Here is a 23,535-nt window from a genome sequence, read left to right as displayed (position 1 = left end):
CCTCTATCTAATATGTACCATACCATTACCACCGTCGTGGTCGGAGCGGGATTCATCGGCCCCGTTCACGTAGAAGCCCTTAAGCGCCTGGGCGTGCGGGTAAAGGGCGTTGCCGCCAGCTCGGCGGAAGAAGCCGAGACCGCCCGGAAGGCGCTTCAACTTGAAGTTAGCTACCCTGATTTTGATGCCGTACTCGCGGACAAAGACGTCGACGTCGTGCACCTGGCAGTCCCCAACGTACTGCACTACCCCATGACCAAGCGGGCCCTGCAAGCGGGCAAGCACGTGATGTGTGAGAAGCCCCTGGCCATGAACGCCGAAGAAAGTGCCGAACTGGTGGCACTCGCCGCATCCACCGGCCTGGTGGCCGGCGTTTGCTATAACCTGCGGTTTTATCCCCTGAGCCTGGAGGTCCGCCAGCGCCTGCGCAAGGCAGAAGACGTTTATTCCATCGTTGGTTCTTACCAGCAGGACTGGTTGCTCTACGATACGGACTACAACTGGCGGGTCCTTTCCGATCAGGGAGGGGCATTACGTGCGGTAGCCGACATCGGCACCCACTGGATCGATCTGGTGAGCTTCCTGACCGGACAGTCGGTCACGGCCGTCCTGGCGGATTTGTACATCATCCACGAGGAGCGAAAACGGCCGAAAGGAGAAGTCAAATCCTTCTCCGGAGACGATACTCCGGTGGAACGGGAAACCATCAAAATCGACACCGAAGACTGTGCCAGCCTCCTGTTTAAATTCTCTGATGGTGCCCGCGGACAACTCTGGGTGTCTCAGGTGAGTGCCGGGATGAAGAACAGCCTGCGGTACGAGATCGCTACGCCCGACGCCTTTTACCAGTGGAACAGCGAGCGCCCGAACGAGCTGTCCATCGGTCACCGGGACCAACCCAACCAGTTGCTGAAAAAAGATCCCTCGCTGGTGAGTGAAGGCGTCGGTCATTTCGTCAATTACCCCGGGGGGCATAACGAAGGATTTCCGGATACCTTCAAGCAGTGCTTCCGGGACTTCTACGACGTCATTCTGGGCAGCACCCCCCGCAGCGAGGCTCAGTTTGCTGATTTTCACGCCGGCCACCACGAGGTGGTGCTCTGCGAAGCCATTTTGCAGAGCCACCGCGAAGAGCGCTGGGTTTACCTCAACGAATAATTCTACCCGCTATGCAACTTGGTTTTGTCTCGGCCATTCTCCCGGAACAATCACTGGAAGAAGTTTTCCGGATTGCCGCCAGCATCGGATACGATTGCGTGGAGGTCATGTGCTGGCCCCGCGGCAAAGCCGAGCGGCGCTACGCGGGGGTTACCCACATCGACGTCACCGAATTCACGCCGGCCCGGGCTGCGGACATTCGGGCGCTTTCCGAAAAATACGGAGTGGCCATCAGTGGGCTGGGCTACTACCCCAATCCGTTGGTTGCTGACGCCGAGGAGGGTCAGGTTTACATTGACCATATCCGCGCCGTCATCGATGCGGCGGCCACTCTGGGGCTGGACCGGGTGAATACCTTTATCGGCCGGGACCCGAAGAAATCCGTCGAAGACAACTGGCCCCGCTTCCTGGAGGTGTGGAAACCACTGGTGGAGCACGCCGAATCCCGGGGGGTAAAGATTGGTATCGAAAACTGCCCCATGCTGTTCACCAACGACGAGTGGCCCGGCGGTAAGAATCTGGCGACCACCCCCGCCATCTGGACGAAGATGTTCGCCGATCTCGACAGCGACCATATCGGCCTGAACTACGACCCTTCCCACCTCATCTGGCAGCACATGGACTACCTGGCCCCCATGCGTGACTTCAGCGATCGGCTGTTTCACGTGCACGCCAAAGACGTACGGGTGGACCAGCACAAGTTGAACCAGCACGGCATCATGGCCCCGCCCAATCTCTGGCATGAGCCCAAGCTACCGGGCATGGGGGGCGTAGACTGGGGGCAGTTCTTTTCCATACTCACCAGTGCGGGCTACGATGGGCCCGTTTGCGTGGAGGTAGAGGACCGTGCCTACGAAGGAAGCCTGGACAAACGAATCGCCGCCCTGCGACAAAGCCACAATTATTTGAAGCAATTTATGGGCGTCTGATTAGTCCGCTAGCATCATCAAAAATTTCTCCGACATGACCGTGAAAGACCTGGCAAAAATGATCGACCACTCCCTGCTGCACCCGACCATGACGGATGCCGACTTGCGGGAGGGGTGCCGGTTGGCAAAAGCCTTTGACGTGGCTTCCGTGTGCATCAAACCCTACGCGGTGGCCGATGCCCGGCAATGGCTGGCCGGCGCTGACGTTCAGGTAGGAACGGTCATTGGATTCCCCCAGGGAAATTCCCGCGTGGACGTAAAGGTGATGGAGACCGAACGGGCCTGCCAGGACGGTGCCACCGAAATCGATATGGTGGTCAACATCGGTCGGGTACTTGGCGGAGACTGGGACTACGTCCGAAATGAAATCTCCGAAGTACTGGCGATGACGCACCGACACGGTGCCATCCTTAAAGTGATCTTTGAGAATGACTTTCTGCCCGAGGACGACCACAAAATCCGCCTCTGCGAAATCTGCACCGACCTGGGCGTAGACTTCGTCAAGACTTCCACCGGTTACGGTATGGTAAAGGGCGCGGACGGTCACTACGGATACCGGGGAGCCACCGACCATGACCTGAAGCTGATGCGCAAGCATTCGGGGCCGAAAGTGGAAGTGAAGGCCGCCGGCGGGGTGCGTACCCTCGACGATTTGCTGCGGGTGCGGGCACTGGGCGTTACCCGGGTGGGGGCCACGGCCACCGTGGCCATCCTGAACGCCGCCGCCGAAAAGCTTGGCGAACCCACCGTCGATTACCGCGCCGGAGAGAGCCCCGACGGTTATTAATCAAACCAGCACGAATTGCGACCAATGAAGTATGTACTGACCCTTTGTTTGCTGATTACCCTGCTGGCCTTTGCCGGCCGGCCGGACCGCCTTCCCGTAGTGGAAGACGATACGCTCCTCTACGAAGTTTACCGTTCTCTGGGGGCGCCCGAACGCAGCGACGTCAAGGTACGGCCGGTGGAGGGAGCTTCGGCAGATATCGGCCGCCAACTGGTCATCGAGGGACTCGCCGCCGGGGGCGGGCAGCAGAGTGCCCACTTCAAGTGCACCAGCTGCCACAACCTGGAGCGGGAAGATGCGGTGCTCACGGATCTGGACCCCACTGCCCGCCTGGCCTACGCCGAAGAGCATGATCTGCCCTTCCTTCCGGGCACCACGCTCTGGGGGGCGGTCAACCGGGAGTCCTACTACAACGGAGACTACGAAAAAAAGTACGGTGATCTGGTGAAGTCTGCCCGTAAAGACCTGCGGGAAGCCATCCAGCTTTGCGCCACCGAATGCGCCCAGGGCGAGGCGCTGACGGACCTGGAAATGGAGTCCGTACTGGCCTTTCTGCACACCATCGGCCTGCGCCTGAGCGATCTGCCGGAAGGAGCGCCTGGGGCCGAAAGAATCAATCGCGTGCTACGGCAGGGCGACGACAATAAGCGATCCATGATCAATACGCTGAAGACGTATTACGCCCTGGCCAGCCCGGCAACCTTCGTGCTGCCGCCCGAAGACCGGAAGGCGGGCTATCCCACGGACCCCGGACAACCAGCAGTCGGGCAGGTGATCTACGAGCGGGCCTGTCTGCACTGCCACGAGAACCAGCGCTACAGCTTCTTTGAACTGGGAGAGACCCAGTATGACTACAACTTCATGACCAAGCACTTCCCGCGCTACACCCGCTATTCGATTTATCAGGTCAGCCGATACGGCACCAGCCCCATTCCCGGAAAGCGGGCCTACATGCCCCACTATACCGAGGAGCGGATGAGCAACCAACAGATTGAAGACCTGCGGGCTTACCTGTCCGGCAAGGCCAATTTATAGTTGGGCCTCCACGGCCCTGGTCGAGGACTTCCAGTCCGAGGAGTCAGTTGCTGGTTGCAGGTTGCCGGGTTGCTGGTTGCGGTCGAGTACATCCTATCCAAACGACGCTAAATTGACAGTACGGTCGAGGACTTCCAGTCTGAGGAGCAAAATTTATCTCATTGAAAACCTCACCGCGTTGAAAATCCTATTGTAAAGGCCTTCGACCAGGACAGGAGAGTGGTCGGAAGTCTGTTTTACGCAGGCGTAGCCGAGGAAAAGTACGTCCGAATACTGTAAGGATCCTTTTTGTCGAGCAGGATGGGGTAGGAGTCCACTGTTCGGACCAGCCCTGACTTGCCGATGGCGGCGCCAGGTACTGTTCTAATTCGAAACAGCTTGGCACCTGCACGCCGTTGCCCCGATCTTCTGCCCCTCTGGCCGGAATGCTTTTGTGGTGTTGGTCATTACGCGTCGGACGTTTGGCGGCTTTCCAAATGTTACTTCAAGTTTGCCACCGACGGGGAAAGGGTTAACTTCGCAGCATGTCCCACAAGCCGCGCCTCACTCCGATGAATGATCACGTAACGTTGCTGTCTTCCACCGGCAGTCGTTACCTCTCCGAAAAAATTGCCACCGCCTACGGACAGGATTTGGGCGAAATGATGGTCTCCCGCTTTAACGACGGGGAAATGCAGCCCATCATCAAGCAAAGCATCCGCGGAGAGTACGTCTTCATCATCGGCAGCACCTTTCAGCCTCACGATAACCTGATGGAGATGCTGCTGACGATCGACGCCGCCCGTCGCGCCTCGGCCGGCTACATCTGTGCGGTCATTCCCTACTTCGGCTACGCCCGCCAGGATCGGAAAGATCAGCCCCGGGTGCCCATCTCCGCTAAACTGATTGCCAACCTGCTCACCGAAGCCGGGGTGGACCGGATCATGACCATGGATTTTCACGCCGATCAGATTCAGGGCTTCTTTGACATCCCGGTGGATCACCTCCAGAGCCAGGCCATTTACATGCCCTACTTCGAGCAGCAGGACATGAGCAACGTCACCTTCGCCAGCCCGGACATGGGTGGTGTGAAGCGCGCCCGCGCCTACGCAAAATACTTCGAGCGGAATCTGGTCATCTGCGACAAATACCGCAAGCGGGCCGGAGAAGTGGCCGGTATGACGCTGATCGGCGACGTGGAAGGAGCCGACGTTATTCTGGTGGATGATCTGGTGGATACGGCCGGTACCCTTTGCCGGGCCGCCGACCTCATCATGGAAAAGGGCGCCACCCGCGTGCGGGCCATCGCCACCCACCCCATCCTGAGCGGTAACGCCTACGAGAAAATTGAAAAATCGGCCCTGGAGACCCTCATCGTTTGTGACGCCGTGCCCCTCAAACAGATCTCCTCCAAGATCAAGGTGCTTTCCTCGGCCCAGCTCTTCGCTACGGCCATCCGGAACACTCACCACAACGAATCCATCTCGGCGCTGTTTGTGAAGTAGCATGCATCGCGAGGATTACCACCGTTCTTTTCAGCGCATCCTGGAGGGCCTCAACCAGGCCCAGCGCACCGCCGTGGACCAGGTCGACGGACCGGTCATGGTACTGGCCGGGCCGGGAACGGGGAAGACCCACCTGCTGGCGGCCCGGATCGGGAATATCCTGCTCAAGACCGACGCCGGCGCCCACAACATCCTCTGCCTGACCTTCACCGAAGCCGGCGTGAAGGCCATGCGAGAACGACTGCTGCGCTTCATTGGCCCCGAAGCTCACCGCATCGGTATCTACACCTTCCACGGATTTTGCAGCAACCTCATCCAGCAGAACCTGCACTATTTCGGTCGGCCGGGCATGGAACCCCTCGGAGAGCTGGAGCAGATTCGCATCATTCGTGACCTCCTAGACCAGCAGCCCCAAACCCACCCCCTGCGACTGGGGCAGCAGCAGGAGTACTTCTACGAGCCCCACCTGCGCCACCTCTTTGCCACCATCAAAGCCGAGAACTGGACGACGGACGAACTGGAACAAAAAATCGCCCGGTACCGGGAGGGCTTGCCCGAGAACCCGGACTTCCTTTATCAGCGGAATACCGCCAACAACCGCAAGGGGGACCCGAAGCAAGGGAGCATCGACCAGGAGAACCTGCGGATGGAGAAGCTGGCGGCCGCGGTGGCGCTCTTCCCCGATTATCAGGCGGCGCTGGTGCGCGCCCGCCGCTACGATTACGGCGACATGATCGGCTGGGTGCTGCGGGCTTTCCACGATTTTCCCAGCCTGCTGCGCAGCTATCAGGAGCGCTTTCAGTATTTATTGGTGGACGAATTTCAGGACACCAACGGCGCCCAGGAAGAGATCGTCCGCCGACTGACGGAGTACTGGGAGTCCCCCAATGTATTCATTGTCGGGGATGATGACCAGGCGATTTACGAATTTCAGGGTGCGCGTCTGCGGGCCATGGCGGAATTTCCCCAGCGGTACGCCGGCAGCACGGTCGTTACCCTCAACGAGAGCTACCGCAGCGTTCCGTCGATTCTTGAAGCCGCCAACGCCCTGATCGCCCGCAACACCATTCGCGTGGGGAATCGCCTGCAGGACCTGGAGGTGGCCAAGCGTTTGGTGCCGGCTCTGGGGCCCGGAGGGCGGGTGCAAAGTACGGCCGCAGGAAAGCAATGCCCACCGGTTCGCCTACTGACCTTTCCCAGTCAGCGCCACGAATTATCCCACCTGCTGGAGACCCTCCGGGCCTGGCACGCCGCGGGCGTGCCCTGGTCGGAGATGGCGGTCATCTACGCCCGCAACCGCCAGGCTGCCCTGCTCCGGCACGCCCTGCAGCGGGCGGAAATCCCCTACCACAGCAAGCGCCGGCCCAACGTGCTGGACAGCCGTCCCGTCCGGCAGCTGCGGGACCTGCTACGCTACCTGCAGGCCGAGGCGGAGAGGCCCGAGAGCGGGGAGCACCTCCTCTACCGTATTCTCCACTTCCGCTACTTCAACACCCAACCCCAGGACCTGGCCCGGATCAACCTGGCGCGGATCAAGCGTAAGGGAGAAGCGGACGAACTGATGAGCTGGCGCCTTTTCCTCCAGCGACCGGACCTCTGGCCCGAAGACCTGGACCAACCCGAAACCATCGTGGCGGCGGCCAACTTCCTGGAAGCGACCATCGCCCGGCTCCCCAACGATACCCTACCCGATTTTGTGGAATCGGTGCTCAATGATTCCGGATTATTGGCCGATACGCTCCGGCAACCCGACCGGGCCGAGGCGCTGCAGCACCTCGGCACCTTCACCGATTTTCTCCTCGCCGAAGTGGCCCGCAAGCCTCGCCTGCGGCTCGGCGGCCTGCTGGAAACCCTCCGGCAAATGGACGATAACCGCCTGGAGCTTCCCCTGCGGTCCCACCTGGAGCAGGCCGACGCCGTACTGCTCGTGACGGCCCACAGTGCCAAGGGGCTGGAATTTGACAAGGTCTGGATGCTGGACTGCGCCGAAAAGAGTTGGGGAGACACCGGCCGGAGCGGACAAAAGAAGTTTTCCTTCCCCCCCACGGTGACGCTTACGGGCACCGAGAACGAAGAGGAAGCCCGGCGTCGGCTCTTTTTTGTGGCCATGACGCGGGCCAGGTCCGAAGTCGTCATCGCCTGTGCCGAACAGGACGCCCGGGGAAAACCCCAGCAGCGGGTGCGCTTCGTGGACGAACTGGTGGAAAGCTGTGGGCTGACCTTTGAGCGCCCGGAGCCCTCCGCCGGTAGCCTGGCCGAACTCACGGAACTGCAACTGGGAGCAAGGGACCTTTCCCTGCTGCCCGGACTGGAAGCGGCCACCATCGTCGAGCTGCTCGCGGGCTACCGGCTGAGCGTGAGTGGGCTTTACGCCTACCTCAAGTGTCCACTGCGGTTTTTCTACGAAAAACTGCTTCGGGTTCCCGACCACGAACGGGAATTCACCCTCTACGGCTCGGCCCTCCACGAGGCCCTGCAGGATTACTTCCTGCGGATGAAAAGAAACCCCGACCGGGCCTTCCCCAGTAAGGAGGAATTACTCTATTACTTCGAACTGGCGCTGGGCAAGCGCCGCGGTCTCCTGACGCCCAAAGCCTTCGAGCAGCGCCTGCGGCGGGGAATCCGCGAACTCGGAGCCTACCACGACCGCTACCGCTCCAGCTGGACTACGGACGTGGAGGTAGAGCTTTACCTCGGCAAGGCCGAGGTGGATGGCATCCCGCTGGTGGGGATGATCGACCGGGTGGACGTCCTGAGCGATGCCTTCGTCCGGGTGGTTGACTACAAAACGAGTGCTGCCCGGAACCAGACGAAAATCAAGCCGCCGAGCAGGAGCAAACCCCACGGCGGCGACTACTGGCGGCAGCTTACCTTCTACAAGCTCCTCTACGATCATCAGCCCGGCAACCTCCGCCGGGTTAAGGACGGGAAAATCAGCTTCCTGCTGGTCAATCCCGCCGGCGAACAACCCGAACAACAACTGGACATCACCAAGCGGGACACCGACGCCCTGCGCGGCATCATGACCACCGCCTGGGAGGGTATCCAGAATCAGGAATTTACCGGCTGCGGGGAACCCGACTGTGAGTGGTGCCGCTTCACCCAGGACATGGAAACGCGCCTTCCGCTGGGGGAGGATGACGGGATGGATGATGGGGTGTGATGGGCTAACTATAATCCCAATCGGATAGGAACTGTTTGGGAGTCTGGATTAATAGCTTGTCTTTCGGAAATCCTTTTACGTCCCTGGTGATTAGAACATCTGCGCCTTCCGCAAGTGCGGCAGCAAGCTGGACACCATCTTCCAAATCTTTCGGCCGTTTTAGCGTAAGCGCCGAATCAAGAACAGCAGCGTCAATGGAAGCACATTCAATTACTTGCCTTAATAGTGCAAACTTGTGTTTTATTTCCCAGCTGTCGTGCCCATCCTTTTTTAGGTAGAAGTAGGCGATGGTAAATGAATTCGGATTAGCAAGACACCTAAGTTGTTCGCTTTTTGCCAGACTGAGAATCTGCAGGGCATCATGATAAAAGGGAACCCTACCCAGGACATAGTCCAGGATGATGTTGGTATCTAGGAAGGCAGTTTTCATTCCTCTTCAATTGAGTAGTAGGTGTTTTGGTGAGCGAGGAAGTAATCTTCTAGGTCCTTGGATGGAGGTTGGCTGATGGTAGCATTATCTGGATCCCTGGGAGGAAAAAGCAGCATGAGCTCAAGGTCGTTATGGAGGTTGCCCGGTTTATTGTTATTACCCGAAATTGCCTCCTTAATAAACCTTTCCACCAATTTTGAGAGACTTATGCCCTGTGACTTAGCATAGGATTTTCCTAGCTCAATCACTTCTTCATCCATCCTTAGGGTAAGCTTTGTTGCTGGCATTATAAAACTACTTATACGTGCAAAAACGTAATTTGCACGTATAAGGTTGCCGCTGTTGAAAGTTAGACCCAGGTTTTCAATTCCTGGCAGAGCGCGAGGATTCCATTTCACTGCACCCCGGCAGAGCGCGAGGATCCCATTGCATTGCACCTGCGGTGATCGCCCACAAATTAGTCCTTCACCGTATCCTAACTAGTACAAAACTCGGGTTGCGTCTCCCCGCCGTCGATGGACCCACGCTCGGATACGAACCAAACCAGGTGCTTCGGCCGTTATTTCCCCCGAGACTTTTTCACCATCCCGAATCAGTGCTCCCTTTCCGTTGACCTAGGGTCGGAGGCTGGGAGAGCGGTCATCACGGTCTTTACGCTGGCGAAAACAATTAACCATCATTCACTTCTACCCCCGGACAATTGGGCTTTGCTGTTTGCTGCTGCTGGGGCTGGGGGCAACCCTGGGCGCCCAGACGGCGCCGGCTTCTTCGCTGCGGGACCGGGTGGTGGCGGCCAATCCCGCCGGACAACTGGTGGATACCCTGACCGTGGCCCCCAAAACCCTGGAGGTGTATGATCAAGGAACGGGGCGGCGAATCTCCGGCAATCGCTACGAGCTCAATGGCCGCTTCCTGAGCTGGGTGGCGTTGCCGCCGGATTCGGTCCGGCTGCGCTACCGCGTCTTACCCTTCCGCCTGGATCGGCGGGTGACGATGCTTGACTCCAGCCAGCTGACGAGCGAAGAGGCGGGGCTGGTCATCGGTGGTTACGACGATTACGTCCGCTCGGGAATTTTCGATAACGACACCAAAGTGCGCACCGCCGGGAGCTTCAGCCGGGCCATCAGTTTCGGTAACCGACAGGATCTGGTACTGAACTCGGCCTTTAATCTGCAACTGGACGGTGAGTTGGGCAACGGCATTGAGGTGTCGGCGGCCATCACCGACGAAAGCCTTCCCGTGCAGCCCGAAGGGACGACCCAGCAGTTGCGGGAGTTCGACCGCATTTTCATCCAGCTGCGGAAGAACCGCAGTCAGCTGACGGCGGGCGACTACGAACTGCGCCACCCGGACGGCTACTTCCTGCGTTTCTTCAAAAAGCTGGAGGGAGCCACCTTTACCTCGGTAGCGGGGGGCGGGACGCGCAGCGGAAGTCCCGGCCCCGGCGGGCAGGATGCCGAGTCTGCGGGTGAGGCCAGGTGGACCAACCAGGCCAGCATTGCGGTGGCCCGCGGACAGTTTATCCGCCAGCAAATTCAGCCCGTAGAGGGCAATCAGGGTCCCTACAAATTGACCGGCAACGGCGGTCAGCAATTCCTCATCATCCTGGCGGGGACCGAACGGATTTTTCTGGACGGTCAGTTGTTGCGGCGGGGACTGGACGGCGACTACGTCATCGACTACAACCTGGCCGAGCTCACCTTCACACCCCGCCGCCTGATCACCCGCGATAGCCGGATCACCGCCGAATATGAATTTGCCGACCAGCGCTACCTGCGCACCCTCACCACCGGAAGCACCCGCTACGAAACCGAGCGCTTCACGGCCTACCTCAATGCTTACTCCCAGCAGGACAGTCGCACCGCCACCGGAGACCTGGAGCTCACCCCCGAACAGCGGGCGGCGCTCGCCGCCGCCGGAGACGTTCTCGGCAACGGCATCGCGGTGTCCAGCATCGATACCCTGGACGGACGGGCCGAGTTACGGGCAACTTACACCCTGGTGGACACGGTGACCTGCGAAGGTCCGGTACAATTCCTCCGCCTGGACCCCGCGGGGCGGTTTGTGGCCACCTTCACGGACCGTGGTCCGGGAGGAGGAGAATACGTGCTGCTTTCCACTCAGCAGGCCAACGGACGGGTCTACGAGTACGTCGGCCGCGACCCGGTAAGTTGTGAGCCCCTGGGGCGATTTCTGCCCGAAGTGGACCTCGTCGCCCCCGAGCAACAGCAGCTCCTGGCGGTGGGCGGAGCTTATCTTTTCCGGTCCGGAGGGAGCATCCGCATGGAGGCCAGCCGCAGTCGGCTGGACCGTAACCGCTTCAGCCGGGAGGATAGTGCCGACGATAACGGCAGTGCGCTGCGGTTGGACGCCGATCGGGAGTTTCGGCTGGGGGTGGATTCTATGGGGTGGCGGCTGAGCACGCGCGGGCACCTGGAGTTGCTGGACGCTAACTTCAACTTCATCAACCCTTACCGCTCGCCGGAATTTTTCCGGAACTGGAACCTCAGCAACCGGCTGGGCACCAGCCTGCCCGAGCGGGAACGGGAGCGTATCCTGGGGGCGGGCTTCGGACTGGAACGTGGTCGGGCCTTCCGGCTGGACTATGACTTCGAGCAATTTTCCCGAGGGGGGAGTTACCTGGGGCGGCGGCACGCCGCCGCCACCCAACTGACGGCCGCCGGTTGGAAACTCAACGGGGCCATCAGCCTCCTGACGAACGAAGAGGCCGGGGCTACGGGCAGCTTCCGCCGCCCGCGGCTACGCCTGGACAAAACCTTCGAAAAACTGGGCGGCTGGACGGTGGACGTCGCCTACGAAGGAGAACAATCGATTCGTAACCTGGCGGGCACCGATACGCTCTCGGTCCTCTCCTTCCAGTACGACCGTTACGGACTGGGGCTGAGTGCCCCGGCGAACGACGAGTACCGGCTGCGAATTTCGGCCAACCAGAGAATCGATCAGCTCCCCTCGGATGAATCCCTGACCACCAGTACGGAGGCCCGGGAGGTGGCCGTGGAAGGAAATTACACCGGCAACAAAAATTTCCAACTGGGCGGCAACTTCACTTACCGGGACTTGGCGGTACCGGATCCGCTGCTGGTCAATGATGTGCCCAATCAGACCTTCCTGGGGCGGATGGACGTTCGCTTTAACGCCCTGCAGCGCAGCCTGCGCGGGCAGACAACCTATCAGGTCGGCAGCGGGCAGGAACCCCGGGTGGAATTTCAGTATCTCTACGTAGGCCCCGGCCTGGGGCAATATATCTGGCAGGACAGCCTGTACAATAACGACGGAAAGATTCAGCCCAACGAAATGGAGATTTCTCCCTTCGCGGATATCGCCGATTACGTGCGGGTATCGGTGTTTACCAATGACTTTATCCGTACCAATAACGTGGCCCTGAATCAGAAGCTGAACTGGGACCCGGTGCGGCTGTGGCGGGAGGCTTCCGGGCTGAAAAAATTCCTGAAACGCCTGAGCGTAAACAGTAGCTTCATCGTGGATCGGAAAACGCGGGAGGATGAATCCGTGCAGTCCTGGAATCCCTTCCAATTGGCGGTGCCGGACAGTAGCCTGGTGGCCCTGAACGTACAACGACGCATTGGCCTCTTCTTCAACCGGACGAGTCCGACCTACGACATTCAGCTCAGCAACGGAGATCGCCGTAATCGCCGGGTACTCACGACGGGCTACGAATCGAACCGGACCGCCGACTGGACGCTGCGCTTCCGCTACCGACCCAATACGCAGCTTAGTCTGGAAACGGCCTTGATCACGGGGCAGCGGTCCGCCGATTCCGAATTTTTCAACAACAAGGACTTCCGGTTTGACCTGCGGCGGATTGAGCCCAGTATCAACTGGCAACCCAAAAATTTTCGGTTACTCACTCGGCTCATTGCGGGGACAGAAACCAACGTACTCCCGGAAGGAGAAGGCGAAAACACTCAACGGCTAGAACTACAGCTGGAGGCCAATTACCGGCGGTGGCTGACGGCCCGTTTCCGGTGGGTGGATATTGCCCTGGAGGGAGATGCCCGCAGCCCGGTAGGTTTTGCGTTACTGCAGGGGCTCCAGCCCGGCAGAAATCTTCTCTGGAATCTTGGGGCCACCCGCCAACTCGGACAGTACCTCCAACTGACCCTGAGTTACGAGGGGCGGCAAACGGGTACGGCCAGTACCGTACACGTCGGCCGGGCGCAGGTGCAAGCCTTCTTTTAGTCGGCGAGCCAGGGTTCCGGTAGCCGGAATCGGCCACCAGCCGAGAAGTTTCATAAAACTACCGATATTAGCCGCCCGTAACGGCGCTTGTTTAATTACCCCCGACTAACAATAAGACCCCATGGCCAGCATTGACATCGAAGCCCTCAATCAGCAGATTCGGATCGATAGTGAGGTGATTACCCGGATTCAGGAAGAAACCCGGAAGGTGATCGTCGGTCAGCAGTATATGGTTGATCGGCTGTTGTTGGGGCTCCTGAGTCGCGGTCACATTCTGTTGGAAGGCCTGCCCGGACTGGCAAAAACCCTGGCCATCAATACGCTGGCCAAGACGATCAACGCCGACTTCAGCCGGATTCAGTTTACGCCCGACCTGCTCCCCGCCGACATCGTAGGTACGATGATCTACAACCAGTCGGTAAACGACTTTACCGTCCGGAAGGGCCCCGTATTCGCCAACTTCGTGCTGGCCGATGAGATCAACCGGGCACCGGCCAAGGTGCAATCTGCCCTGCTGGAAGCCATGCAGGAGCGGCAGGTGACCATCGGAGACGAGAGTTTTCGGCTGGAAGAGCCTTTCCTCGTGCTGGCCACCCAGAACCCCATTGAGCAAGAAGGTACCTACCCGTTACCCGAGGCACAGACGGACCGCTTCATGCTCAAAGTGAAGATCGGTTACCCTACACGGGAAGACGAGCGAGAAATTATTCGCCGTAATCTGGGCCAGGGTTTTGAAAAGGTAAGCGCCGTGGCCACCACGGAAGAAATTCTGAAGGCCCGCGAGAGCGTCCGTAAGATTTATATGGACGATAAAATTGAGCGCTACATCATTGACATTGTTTTCGCTACCCGCGAACCGGAGGCTTACCGGCTGGCGGACCTGAAACCCCTCATCAGCTTCGGCGGTAGCCCCCGGGCGAGCATCAACCTGGCCCTGGCCGCCAAGGCGAATGCCTTTCTGGAAAAGCGGGGCTACGTCACGCCGGAAGACGTTCGCTCGGTTTGCGAAGACGTACTGCGCCACCGGATCGGTCTCACCTACGAAGCGGAAGCGGAAAATATCCGCCAGGAAGACATTATTGCCCGGGTGCTTAACGTGGTGGAAGTACCCTAGGGGCAACGGGGGCGGTGTAATGGCAACTGACTGCCGGGGCGTCTTGACCGTATGGTACCCATCTCCTTTCCGCGTAGTCTTTTTCTACTATTCTCCGTACTGATGGTTTGCTCGTGTGCACAATCAGACCCGGCGGATACTGCTTCGGGTACTCCGCCCAATATCGTACTGTTCATTGCCGATGATTGGTCCTACCCACACGCGGGTGCCTACGGGAACACCACGCTGCGAACCCCTGCTTTTGATGCCCTGGCGGCGGGAGGAATGCTCTTCACCAATGCCTACTGTGCGGCTCCCAGCTGTGCGCCCTCCCGAGCGAGTATTCTCACGGGGCGGTACCCCCACCAGAACGGCGTGGCCGGGAACCTGTGGAGTGAGTTCCCCCGGGAGTTGGTCACGTATACCGAAGAACTGGAGCGGGCGGGCTATCTGGTCGGGCACGACCAGAAAGGCTGGGCACCGGGCGACTGGCGAACACCCGGGCGGGAGCATAACCCCGCGGGTAAACGCTACGCCAACATTAGGGAGATGCTGGAGGGAAAGGAAGCAGGGCAACCCTTTTGTTTCTGGTTCGGGAGTTCGGACCCCCACCGGGTATACGAACCCAACCTGGGGGTGAAAACGGGACTCAAGCCAGATTCCGTCAAGGTGCCTCCCTTCCTGCCGGATCTGCCCTGCGTCCGCAACGACATCCTGGATTACTTTGCCGAAGTGGAACGGTTTGACCGCCACGTGGGGCTGGTTGTAGAGCTGCTCCGGGAGCGGGGGGAACTGGAGAATACCCTCATCGTAGTGACCAGCGACAACGGGATGCCCTTCCCCCGCGCCAAGGCAAACCTCTACGATGCGGGGAGCCGGATGCCCTTCGTGGTGCACTGGCCGGCGCGGGTGCCCGCCGGCACCCGGCGGGATTCCTACGTCAGCCTGGCGGCCCTGGCGCCCACCTTCCTGGATGCGGCGGGGCTGGCCATCCCCCGGGAAATGACCCACCGTAGCCTCCTGCCACAGCTGCTGGACGAGGGGTATCCCGGATTTGCCGACGTCATTATTGAGCGGGAGCGGCACGCCCAGGTGCGGGCGGACTCCGGCAGCTACGCCATGCGGGGCCTGCGCAATGACAGCTTTCTTTACGTCCGGAATTACTACCCGGACCGCTGGCCGGCCGGAGACCCGGAGGTAGTGCGCAGCGTGGGTGCCTACGGAGACGTGGATAACTCCATTGGGAAAGTGCTCATTTTGCGGGGGGTTCATCCCCCCGGCGACGAAACCGATTACTACTCCCTGGCTTTCGGTAAGCGTCCGGCGGAAGAATTATATGACCTCAGCACCGACCCCCAGCAGTTGCGGAACGTGGCTACATTGCCCGGCTACGCGGATCAACTCGGCATCCTGCGGGAACGCCTGAACGGACGATTGACGGAAACGGGAGACCCCCGCACGGAGACGCCACAAACCCCCTTCTGGGACACGGCGCGGTACCCCCCAACTTACGGTCCCGCTACCTTTGATGCCGACGCTTACCTGCGGGACTACCGCTACGGCGTACTGCGCGGGCCCACGAGTTTTACCTACGCTGGTTGCCTGGAATAAGGTCGGGTAGTGCTTGGCCCATCCTGGTCTAAACAAGCGTCAATAATCCGGGCGGGAAAACGGGGCAGATCAACCATTTTGCGTGCCGTGAATTATTTACATGAAGAAATCCTCATATTTTCGGCATATGACCATTGATCAGATCTACACCGGTTGCCTGGCTCAGGGAACCTATTACATCGAGAGTGAAGGAGAAGTGGCGGTAATTGATCCGCTGCGCAGCCCCGAGCCCTACGTGAAGCGCGCCAAACAGGAAGGGCACACCATTAAGTACATCTTTGAGACCCACTTTCACGCGGACTTCGTCAGCGGGCACCTGGATCTGGCCAAGCAAACCGGAGCGCAAATCGTTTATGGCCCCGGCGCCCGGACCAAGTACGACAAATACGAGGCGACCGACGGCGAGGAATTCAAGCTCGGCAAGGTGACCATCCGGGTGCTCCACACCCCCGGACATACCCTCGAAAGCACGACTTATTTGCTGCTGGACGAAAATGGACGTCCGCACGCCATCTTTACCGGTGACACCCTTTTCATCGGTGATGTGGGGCGCCCGGACCTGGCCCAGAAGAAGGGGCAGCTGACCAAGGAAGACCTGGCGGGCCTCCTCTTCGAAAGCCTGCGCCGCAAGATCATGGTGCTCCCGGATGACGTAATCGTATATCCCGCCCACGGGGCGGGGTCGGCCTGCGGCAAAAAGATGAGTCGCGAAACCACCGATACGCTCGGGAACCAGAAGGAAACCAACTACGCCCTGCGCGCCGACATGACCCGGGAAGAATTCATCCAGGAGGTTACCGAAGGCCTGCTTCCCCCCCCGGGCTATTTTGCGGAGAACGTGCGCATGAACAAGGATGGATACGAATCCTTCGACACCGTAATGGCCCGCGGGGCCGTCGCGCTGAGCCCGGAAGACTTTGAACGTCAGGCCAATGAACACCGACCGCTGATTCTCGACGTCCGGGACAAGGCGGACTTCGTGAAGGGCTTCGTCCCGAACAGCATCTTCATCGGTCTGGACGGAAGCTTTGCGCCCTGGGTTGGTGAGCTGATCCCCGACCTGCAACAGCCGATTTTACTGGTGGCCCCGGAAGGCCGGGAGGCCGAAGCCGTGGAGCGCCTGAGCCGGGTGGGCTACGACCAGACGCTCGGATACCTGGAAGGCGGTATCGAAGCCTGGAAAGCTTACGGCGGAGAGCTGGAAACGATGGAGACCATCAAGGCGGATAATTTCGGACGTGCGCTGGCCAACGGCCAGGTGGAGGCGATACTCGACGTACGGAAGCCGGGAGAATTTGAGAAGGGGCATCTGGAAGACGCTCGCTCACTTCCCCTGGCGACCCTCAATGAAGCCATGGGCTCCCTCGATCAGGATACCACCTACCACCTCCACTGTGGTAGTGGGTACCGCTCCACTATTGCCGGTAGTTTGCTGAAGGCCCGCGGCTACCACAAGATTGTGAACGTACAGGATAAGGTAGCGGATATTCTGGCCCAGGAGGCCACTTCCTGATCTTGGTATTATGCGAATTTTCCGATGGCTACCCTTTCCGGATCAGTACGGACGCCAGGGATTTCGGGCCGACTTCATCGCCGGTCTAACCCTTAGTGTTTTATTGGTCCCCCAGGCCATGGCCTACGGAATGTTGGCCGGCGTGCCGGCCGTATACGGACTGTATGCGGCCCTGGTGCCCATGCTGGTATACACCTTGCTGGCCAGTACGCCGCACGTATCCGTCGGGCCAACGGCCCTCGCGTCCTTGCTCTGCCTCAACGGGCTTTCCGGACTGGCGGAGCCGGGCTCCACGGAATACCTCCGCTACGCCATCGTCCTGGCGGCGATGACCGGACTGATTCAGGCGGCACTCGGGTTGCTACGGCTGGGGGCCATCGGAAGCCTGCTGAGTCGGCCCGTTCTCTCCGGCTTTGTATCCGCCGCGGCGGTGTTGATTATGCTCTCCCAGATTGACGTCCTTTTGGGCATCGAACTTGGTTCGGGTTCAATGTTCCACGAGAGTCTTTGGGCCCTGGTGACTAACCTTGGTTCCGTTGACTGGAACACGGCGTTCCTCGGGTTTGGTAGCCTGGGGGTACTCCTGCTGGGTAAACGCTGGCTACCCGCCAGCTTCCCGACGATGCTGGTGCTCATTGCCGTGACGACCCTGGCGCTGTGGTGGTCCGGTGGCCGGTGGGGGATCGCTACGGTGGGGGAAGTCCCCTCGGGATTTCCGGGCCTTAGTCTGCCCCGGGCGGATGCGGGACTGTTCTGGGGGCTGCTCCCCACGGCGATTGTTCTGGCCCTGATTAGCTTCATCGAAAGCTTTTCGATCGGCAAGACCTTCGGGCCGCGCTACGATTACTACCGGGTGCTGCCCAACCGGGAATTGTGGGCACTGGGCCTGAGCAAGCTGGCGGGAGCCTTTTTTCAGGCGATTCCGACCTCGGCCAGTTTCAGCCGCTCTGCCGTCGTGGAAAGTATCGGGGCGAAGAGTCCCCTCAGCGGAATGGTGGCGGTGATGGTACTGGGATTGGTCTTGCTTTTCCTTACGCCCCTGTTTGAGTACCTGCCGATTCCCGTGCTGGCGGCGATCATCATTTATTCGGTGCGCAACCTTTTTGATTGGCGGGAAATGCGGCGGCTGTGGCATTTGTCGCGCAAGGAGTTTGTCATCCTCCTCATCACCTGTTTGTTCACCCTGTTCGCGGGGCTGCAGTATGGCGTGTTGGGTGGCGTGGTGCTGTCGCTCATCTTTACGTTCATCCGGGCGGCGAGACCTCACCTGGCCGAGCTCGGCCGCATTCCGGGCACCCACGCCTTCCGCAACCGGAAGCGATTTCCCGAAGCGGAGATTGACCCCCGGATGCTCATCGTCCGCTTCGACGCCGAGCTCTACTTCGGGAATGCGGATTACTTCCGGCAGGAACTGGAAAAGCTCGTAGAACAACGGGGAGAAGAACTCCGGGCAGTCATCATCGATGCCCACACCATCAATGACCTGGACACCAGTGGCCTGTTTGCGCTGGAGCAGTTCCAGGAAACGCTCCAGGCCAGAAAAACGCCCCTGTACCTGTGCGGTATGATCGGTCCGGTCCGGGACATGCTCTACAAATCGGGCCTGATGGCCCGAATGGGGGCGGATCGCCACTTCCTGTCCATCCAGGCGGCACTGGACTACATTAATAGCGACGAAAACCGCTACGACTGGGACCGGCCGGCCCTCCAGCACGACTAGGCACCCAGTCTGGTGGTCTGAAAAAAAGTTCACAAAAAGGCGGATTTTAACACTGCTTGGTTGGCGGGCCGCGAAAGTGGAACTTGCTCCAAACATTCCCCCCCGGTAAGGCCGTTAGGGGAGCAGAAACCCAATTGTGCATTAGGCGGCCAATTAACCAAATGAAACCATGCCGCCCCAAAAACCAACTGCATTATGACTAAGCTATCTTTTGGATGGGTTGCCATCCTCGGTCTCTTCGTGCTAGGATTTTCCGCTTGTGATGACGATGACCCCGTAGTAAACGAACCTCAGACGCTCTCCGAACTGGTGGCCGACGACGATCGCTTCACCACCCTGCTGGGAGCATTGGAATCCACCGGTCTGGATTTCACGCTGAATCAACCCGGGCCCTACACCGTCTTTGCTCCCACCGACGCCGCCTTTACGGCCTCCGGCGTGGACCTGACGGCCCTGAGCACGGATGAGCTGCGTAACGTACTGCTCTACCACGTGGTGAGCGGAGCCATTCTTCCTTCCAACAACATTCAGGAAGGCATCACGAGCGTAACCAGCGCCAACGCCACGGGTCCGAATGACACCCAGCTGTCCCTGCTGGTGGAGCGGACGGGAAGTGACATCAACGTCAACGGACTGAACGTCACCGAAGCCGATATTGAAGGTTCTAATGGCGTCATTCACGTGATTGACAACGTATTGCTGCCCCCCACGGTAGTGGACCTGGCCGCCAGCGTGACGCCGCTGTCTTCCCTGGTGGACGCCATTGGTGCTGCCGCCGACATTGACGCCAGTACCACCGTTGCCGGCGCCCTGAGTGGTGACGGTCCCTTCACGGTGTTTGCTCCCGATAATACGGCCTTTGCCGCTGCTCCCAGCGGACTGAGCGCCGAGCAACTGCGCGACGTACTGCTTTACCACGTCGTGAGCGGAAACGTGCGTTCTGACGCCATCCCCGCTTCGGCCCCGACCCTCAATGGGGAGGAACTGAGCTTCTCCGGCACGACCATTACCACCACGAGTGGCCAGACGGTCAACATTACCTTTACGGACATTCAGGGCACCAACGGTGTAGTACACCTGATCAACGCCGTAATGGTCCCCGGTGACCTCTAAACCGACGGATAACGGAATAATTTTCCCTACGACGGATGAAGACACAGCTCTTCATCCGTCGTTTTCGTTATACCCTTGCCCGAACCCCTGATCAGATTAATTAATCCGTAACTTTGGCGCCCCAAAATTTGTGTATGCACCGTTTATTTCTCCTGGCCGGTGGCCTGGCCCTCCTGCTCTCCTTTGGTTGTAATCTGAACGATGACGATGGCCCCGTAGGACCGCAGTTCAGCACCATGGCCGAGCTCATTCAGAATAGTGAAGACTTCACGGTCCTGGAACGTATCCTGGAACGCACCAACTTTACCGAAACCTTTGAAGTTGGGGGATTTACGGTTTTTGCCCCAACCGACGCGGCCTTCGCGGCGGCGAACTTCGACCCCGAAGCGCTGGACACCCTTGAACTGGAAAATATCCTGCGGTACCACATTCTGCCCAGTGCCTTTCGGCCCTCGAACAGTTTCCTGGATGGTCAACTCTATCTGGAGACGGCCAACAGCGATAGTCCGAACGAGGAGCCGGTGGTGCTTTTCCTGGAGAAGGACGGAGATGAAATTACCCTCAACAACGGGGTGGAGATTATTGATGCCGATCGGCAGGCCAGTAATGGCGTGGTGCACGTGATCGACTTTCCGCTGACGCCCCCCACCGTGGCGGATCTGATCAATTTCAATCCCCTGCTGAGTGAACTGGCGGCGGCCGTGCCCGGAGCGGCAAACATCAGTGACACCCTGACGGTGGAGGATGTACTGCGGGGGGATGGCCCCCTGACGGTTTTTACCCCCCTCAACGAAGGATTTGCGGATGCCCCGGATTTGACGCCATCAAGCTTGCGCGAAGTGCTGCTTTATCACGTGGTTACCGGGCGGAACGTGAAGTTCGATGACTTCCCCGGCACCCTGACCAGCGAACAGGGAGACCTGATCGTTTTCAACGGCGCGGCGATCAGTACCTCCAGCGATCAGGTGCTCAACCTGATTTTTGAGGACGTGCAGGGCACCAACGGCATCATCCACCTGGTGGACGAGGTGATGGTACCCGACGATATTTAGGGGCTCCCTGGAAATCTCCTGGCACCTGCACTCCGTTGCATTTTTGGTGATCAGCAAGCCCGGCGAGCATTGCGGGACTGCGTGGCATTGCCCGGTAAATGTTGGTCTTACTGGGAGCCATTAAACTTCTTTCGGAAAAAGGCGTTATCTTTGCCACAACAAGGCCGTAAAAAGCACCAAGAGGGAATCGTTCAGGTTCCCTCTTTTTTGTGTCCCTAACCGACTAATCTGGCGAGGACGCAGGTGCCATGCGCCACCAAAAAAGCCATGAGACGCCGATGGAAGGACGGATCACCGAAATGCTGGAAGAGTTTTTTACCCTCAACGAAGAGTTTGGGGATTGCTTCGTGGTGGACATCAACCACAGCAATACCAAGCTGGACGTTTACGTAGACAGTGATTCGGGAATGACCTTTCGTAAGTGTCAGCGCATCTCGCGCTTTCTGGAGGGCTACCTCGATGAGGCTAAACCGCTGGGGGAGAAATACACCCTCAACGTGAGCAGCCCCGGAGTGGATCGTCCGCTGAAGTTTTTTCGGCAGTACCAGAAAAACGTCGGGCGAACCCTGGAGGTAACCACCACGGAAGGCGAGAAATTCAAGGGTACGCTCACCGAGGCGACCCCGGATGCCATCAAACTGGAGGCCAAGGTGCGCCGCCAGGAAGGTAAACGAAAGAAAACCGTGGTGGAAGAGGTGGAAATTGACTTTTCGGCCATCAAAAAATCAATTGTAAAAATCAGTTTTTAACGCTTATGAATCTCGTTGAAACGTTCAAGGAGTTCAGCTCCGGAAAAGCCATCGACAGCCCCACCATGGTGCGGGTACTCGAAGACGTGTTCCGTACCCTGATCAAGAAGAAGTTCACCACCGACGATAACTTTGAAATCATCGTCAACGCCAACAAGGGTGACCTCGAATTGTGGCGTCGCCGGGAAATCGTTCCCGACGGTGAAGTGACCGATGAGCTGTCAGAAATTTCTCTGACCGAGGCCCTGGCGGTAGACGAAGACTACGAGATCGGGGAAGACTGCTACGAGCGTCTTTACCTGGAAGACTTCGGCCGGCGTTCCATCATGGCGGCCCGCCAGACCCTGATCAGCCGGATCATGGACCTGGAGAAAGACGAACTCTACCGCAGCTACACCGAGCGGGTAGGGGAACTGGTACTGTGCGAAGTGCAGCAGATTCTCAAGCGGGAAATTCTCGTGATCGACGACGCCAACGGCCGTGAATTGGTCATGCCCCGCACGGAAACCATCCGGGGGGACTACTTCCGCAAGGGCGACATGGTACGCGGTATCATCAAGGAAGTCGAAATGCGGAACAACAACAATCCCGTGGTGATTGTGTCCCGCACCGACGAGCGCTTCCTGGCCAAGCTGATGGAGCAGGAAGTTCCCGAAATCGAAGACGGGCTCATTACCATCAAGGGCATCGTGCGCATTCCCGGAGAACGCGCCAAGGTGGCCGTGGAGAGCTACGATGACCGCATTGACCCCGTTGGGGCCTGTGTGGGGATGAAGGGCTCCCGGATTCACGGCATCGTCCGTGAACTGAACCAGGAGAACATCGACGTTATTCCCTACACCACCAACACTTCGCTCTACATCCAGCGTTCGCTCACCCCGGCACGGGTGACGAACATCGACCTGGATATGGAGGGACGCCGGGCCAAGGTGTACCTGGAACCCGATCAGGTGAGTCTGGCCATCGGTAAGGGCGGAACGAACATCAAGCTGGCCAGCCGGTTGGTAGAGTTCGAGATCGACGTTTACCGAAACAACGAAATTGAAATTGACGATGTCGACCTGGATGAATTCAAGGACGAGATCGAAATCTGGGTACTGGATGCCTTCAAGTCCATCGGTTGCGATACGGCACGTGCGGTATTGGAACTGAGCACGGAGGACCTGGTACGACGTACGGATCTTGAAGAAGAAACCGTAGTGGAAGTGGTGAAAATTCTCGCCGCTGAATTTGACGACGTACAGTAAGCAGCTCCACGGATAGTTGTCCGGCCAGCACTGAAAAAGCCCTCCGGAGGGCAAATCATACGGCCGTGCAACTATCCCATATGCTGGCTTGTTGTTTTTAGGTACTGGTCTTAGCCGGTAAGGCTAAGGTTTTGTTACCTCTGTTCCTTATCTTTGCAACACTTTCGGAAAGTGTTTCGAAATTTTCCTCCCAAAGCGGTGGCAAAGAGAGGAGACCCCCGGCAATTTAG

At 58.9% G+C, this 23,535-nt stretch carries 17 protein-coding genes; 15 read left to right on the top strand and 2 right to left on the bottom strand.

Features of this window, described 5'->3' with window-relative positions:
- Positions 1-12 precede the first annotated feature (12 nt).
- From E1J53_RS15685 to E1J53_RS15660, 6 genes are all read left to right on the top strand, one after another.
- Positions 13-1,158 (top strand): Gfo/Idh/MocA family protein, encoded by a 1,146-nt coding sequence (locus E1J53_RS15685; protein WP_134273317.1) that lies wholly within the window; start codon positions 13-15, stop codon positions 1,156-1,158.
- 11 nt (positions 1,159-1,169) lie between these two features.
- Positions 1,170-2,087 (top strand): sugar phosphate isomerase/epimerase, encoded by a 918-nt coding sequence (locus E1J53_RS15680; protein ID WP_134273316.1) that lies wholly within the window; start codon positions 1,170-1,172, stop codon positions 2,085-2,087.
- 34 nt (positions 2,088-2,121) lie between these two features.
- On the top strand, positions 2,122-2,874 hold the full coding sequence (gene deoC, locus E1J53_RS15675) for a deoxyribose-phosphate aldolase (protein ID WP_134273315.1): 753 nt from the start codon (positions 2,122-2,124) through the stop codon (positions 2,872-2,874).
- 24 nt (positions 2,875-2,898) lie between these two features.
- On the top strand, positions 2,899-3,909 hold the full coding sequence (locus tag E1J53_RS15670; protein WP_134273314.1) for a c-type cytochrome: 1,011 nt from the start codon (positions 2,899-2,901) through the stop codon (positions 3,907-3,909).
- A 551-nt stretch (positions 3,910-4,460) separates the two neighbouring features.
- The gene (locus E1J53_RS15665) at positions 4,461-5,393 is read left to right on the top strand and encodes a ribose-phosphate pyrophosphokinase (RefSeq protein ID WP_134273405.1); all 933 of its coding nucleotides are present in this window, start codon (positions 4,461-4,463) and stop codon (positions 5,391-5,393) included.
- A 1-nt stretch (position 5,394) separates the two neighbouring features.
- Positions 5,395-8,556 (top strand): ATP-dependent DNA helicase, encoded by a 3,162-nt coding sequence (locus E1J53_RS15660; RefSeq protein ID WP_134273313.1) that lies wholly within the window; start codon positions 5,395-5,397, stop codon positions 8,554-8,556.
- 4 nt (positions 8,557-8,560) lie between these two features.
- Here E1J53_RS15660 and E1J53_RS15655 read toward each other — a convergent pair whose 3' ends face one another.
- Positions 8,561-8,986: a PIN domain-containing protein gene (locus E1J53_RS15655; protein WP_134273312.1), complete on the bottom strand. Its 426-nt coding sequence runs from the start codon at positions 8,984-8,986 to the stop codon at positions 8,561-8,563.
- A complete protein-coding gene (locus E1J53_RS15650) occupies positions 8,983-9,273 on the bottom strand; it encodes a DUF6364 family protein (protein WP_134273311.1) in 291 nt (96 codons plus the stop codon). Before E1J53_RS15650 ends, E1J53_RS15655 begins: the two co-directional genes overlap by 4 nt.
- 427 nt (positions 9,274-9,700) lie before the next feature.
- On the opposite strand from E1J53_RS15650, the gene E1J53_RS15645 reads away from it, so the two are divergent.
- The 9 genes from E1J53_RS15645 to nusA all read left to right on the top strand — a co-directional run bounded on the left by E1J53_RS15645 (position 9,701) and on the right by nusA (position 23,305).
- Positions 9,701-13,207, top strand: coding sequence for a hypothetical protein (locus E1J53_RS15645; RefSeq protein WP_134273310.1), 3,507 nt, complete (start codon positions 9,701-9,703; stop codon positions 13,205-13,207).
- Positions 13,208-13,328: 121 nt separating this feature from the next.
- The gene (locus tag E1J53_RS15640; protein ID WP_134273309.1) at positions 13,329-14,321 is read left to right on the top strand and encodes a MoxR family ATPase; all 993 of its coding nucleotides are present in this window, start codon (positions 13,329-13,331) and stop codon (positions 14,319-14,321) included.
- A gap of 102 nt (positions 14,322-14,423) precedes the next feature.
- Entirely contained in the window at positions 14,424-15,911 is a 1,488-nt protein-coding gene (locus tag E1J53_RS15635) for a sulfatase (RefSeq protein ID WP_216650062.1), read from the top strand.
- Positions 15,912-16,038: 127 nt separating this feature from the next.
- Positions 16,039-17,424: a rhodanese-like domain-containing protein gene (locus tag E1J53_RS15630; protein WP_134273307.1), complete on the top strand. Its 1,386-nt coding sequence runs from the start codon at positions 16,039-16,041 to the stop codon at positions 17,422-17,424.
- 10 nt (positions 17,425-17,434) lie between these two features.
- Complete coding sequence (locus E1J53_RS15625; RefSeq protein ID WP_134273306.1) at positions 17,435-19,144, top strand: SulP family inorganic anion transporter; 1,710 nt, start codon at positions 17,435-17,437, stop codon at positions 19,142-19,144.
- Between the two features lie 195 nt (positions 19,145-19,339).
- Entirely contained in the window at positions 19,340-20,257 is a 918-nt protein-coding gene (locus E1J53_RS15620; protein ID WP_134273305.1) for a fasciclin domain-containing protein, read from the top strand.
- A gap of 134 nt (positions 20,258-20,391) precedes the next feature.
- On the top strand, positions 20,392-21,309 hold the full coding sequence (locus E1J53_RS15615; protein WP_134273304.1) for a fasciclin domain-containing protein: 918 nt from the start codon (positions 20,392-20,394) through the stop codon (positions 21,307-21,309).
- A gap of 248 nt (positions 21,310-21,557) precedes the next feature.
- A complete protein-coding gene (gene rimP, locus E1J53_RS15610; protein ID WP_134273303.1) occupies positions 21,558-22,058 on the top strand; it encodes a ribosome maturation factor RimP in 501 nt (166 codons plus the stop codon).
- 5 nt (positions 22,059-22,063) lie between these two features.
- Positions 22,064-23,305, top strand: coding sequence for a transcription termination factor NusA (gene nusA / locus E1J53_RS15605; protein ID WP_134273302.1), 1,242 nt, complete (start codon positions 22,064-22,066; stop codon positions 23,303-23,305).
- Positions 23,306-23,535: the final 230 nt, after the last annotated feature.

Origin of the sequence: Lewinella sp. W8, assembly GCF_004375085.3 — a bacterium.
In the GTDB taxonomy this organism is placed as follows: Bacteria; Bacteroidota; Bacteroidia; order Chitinophagales; family Saprospiraceae; genus Neolewinella.
The sequence above is the reverse complement of the archived record's forward strand: the minus strand, read 5'-3'. Positions and strand labels throughout refer to the sequence as shown.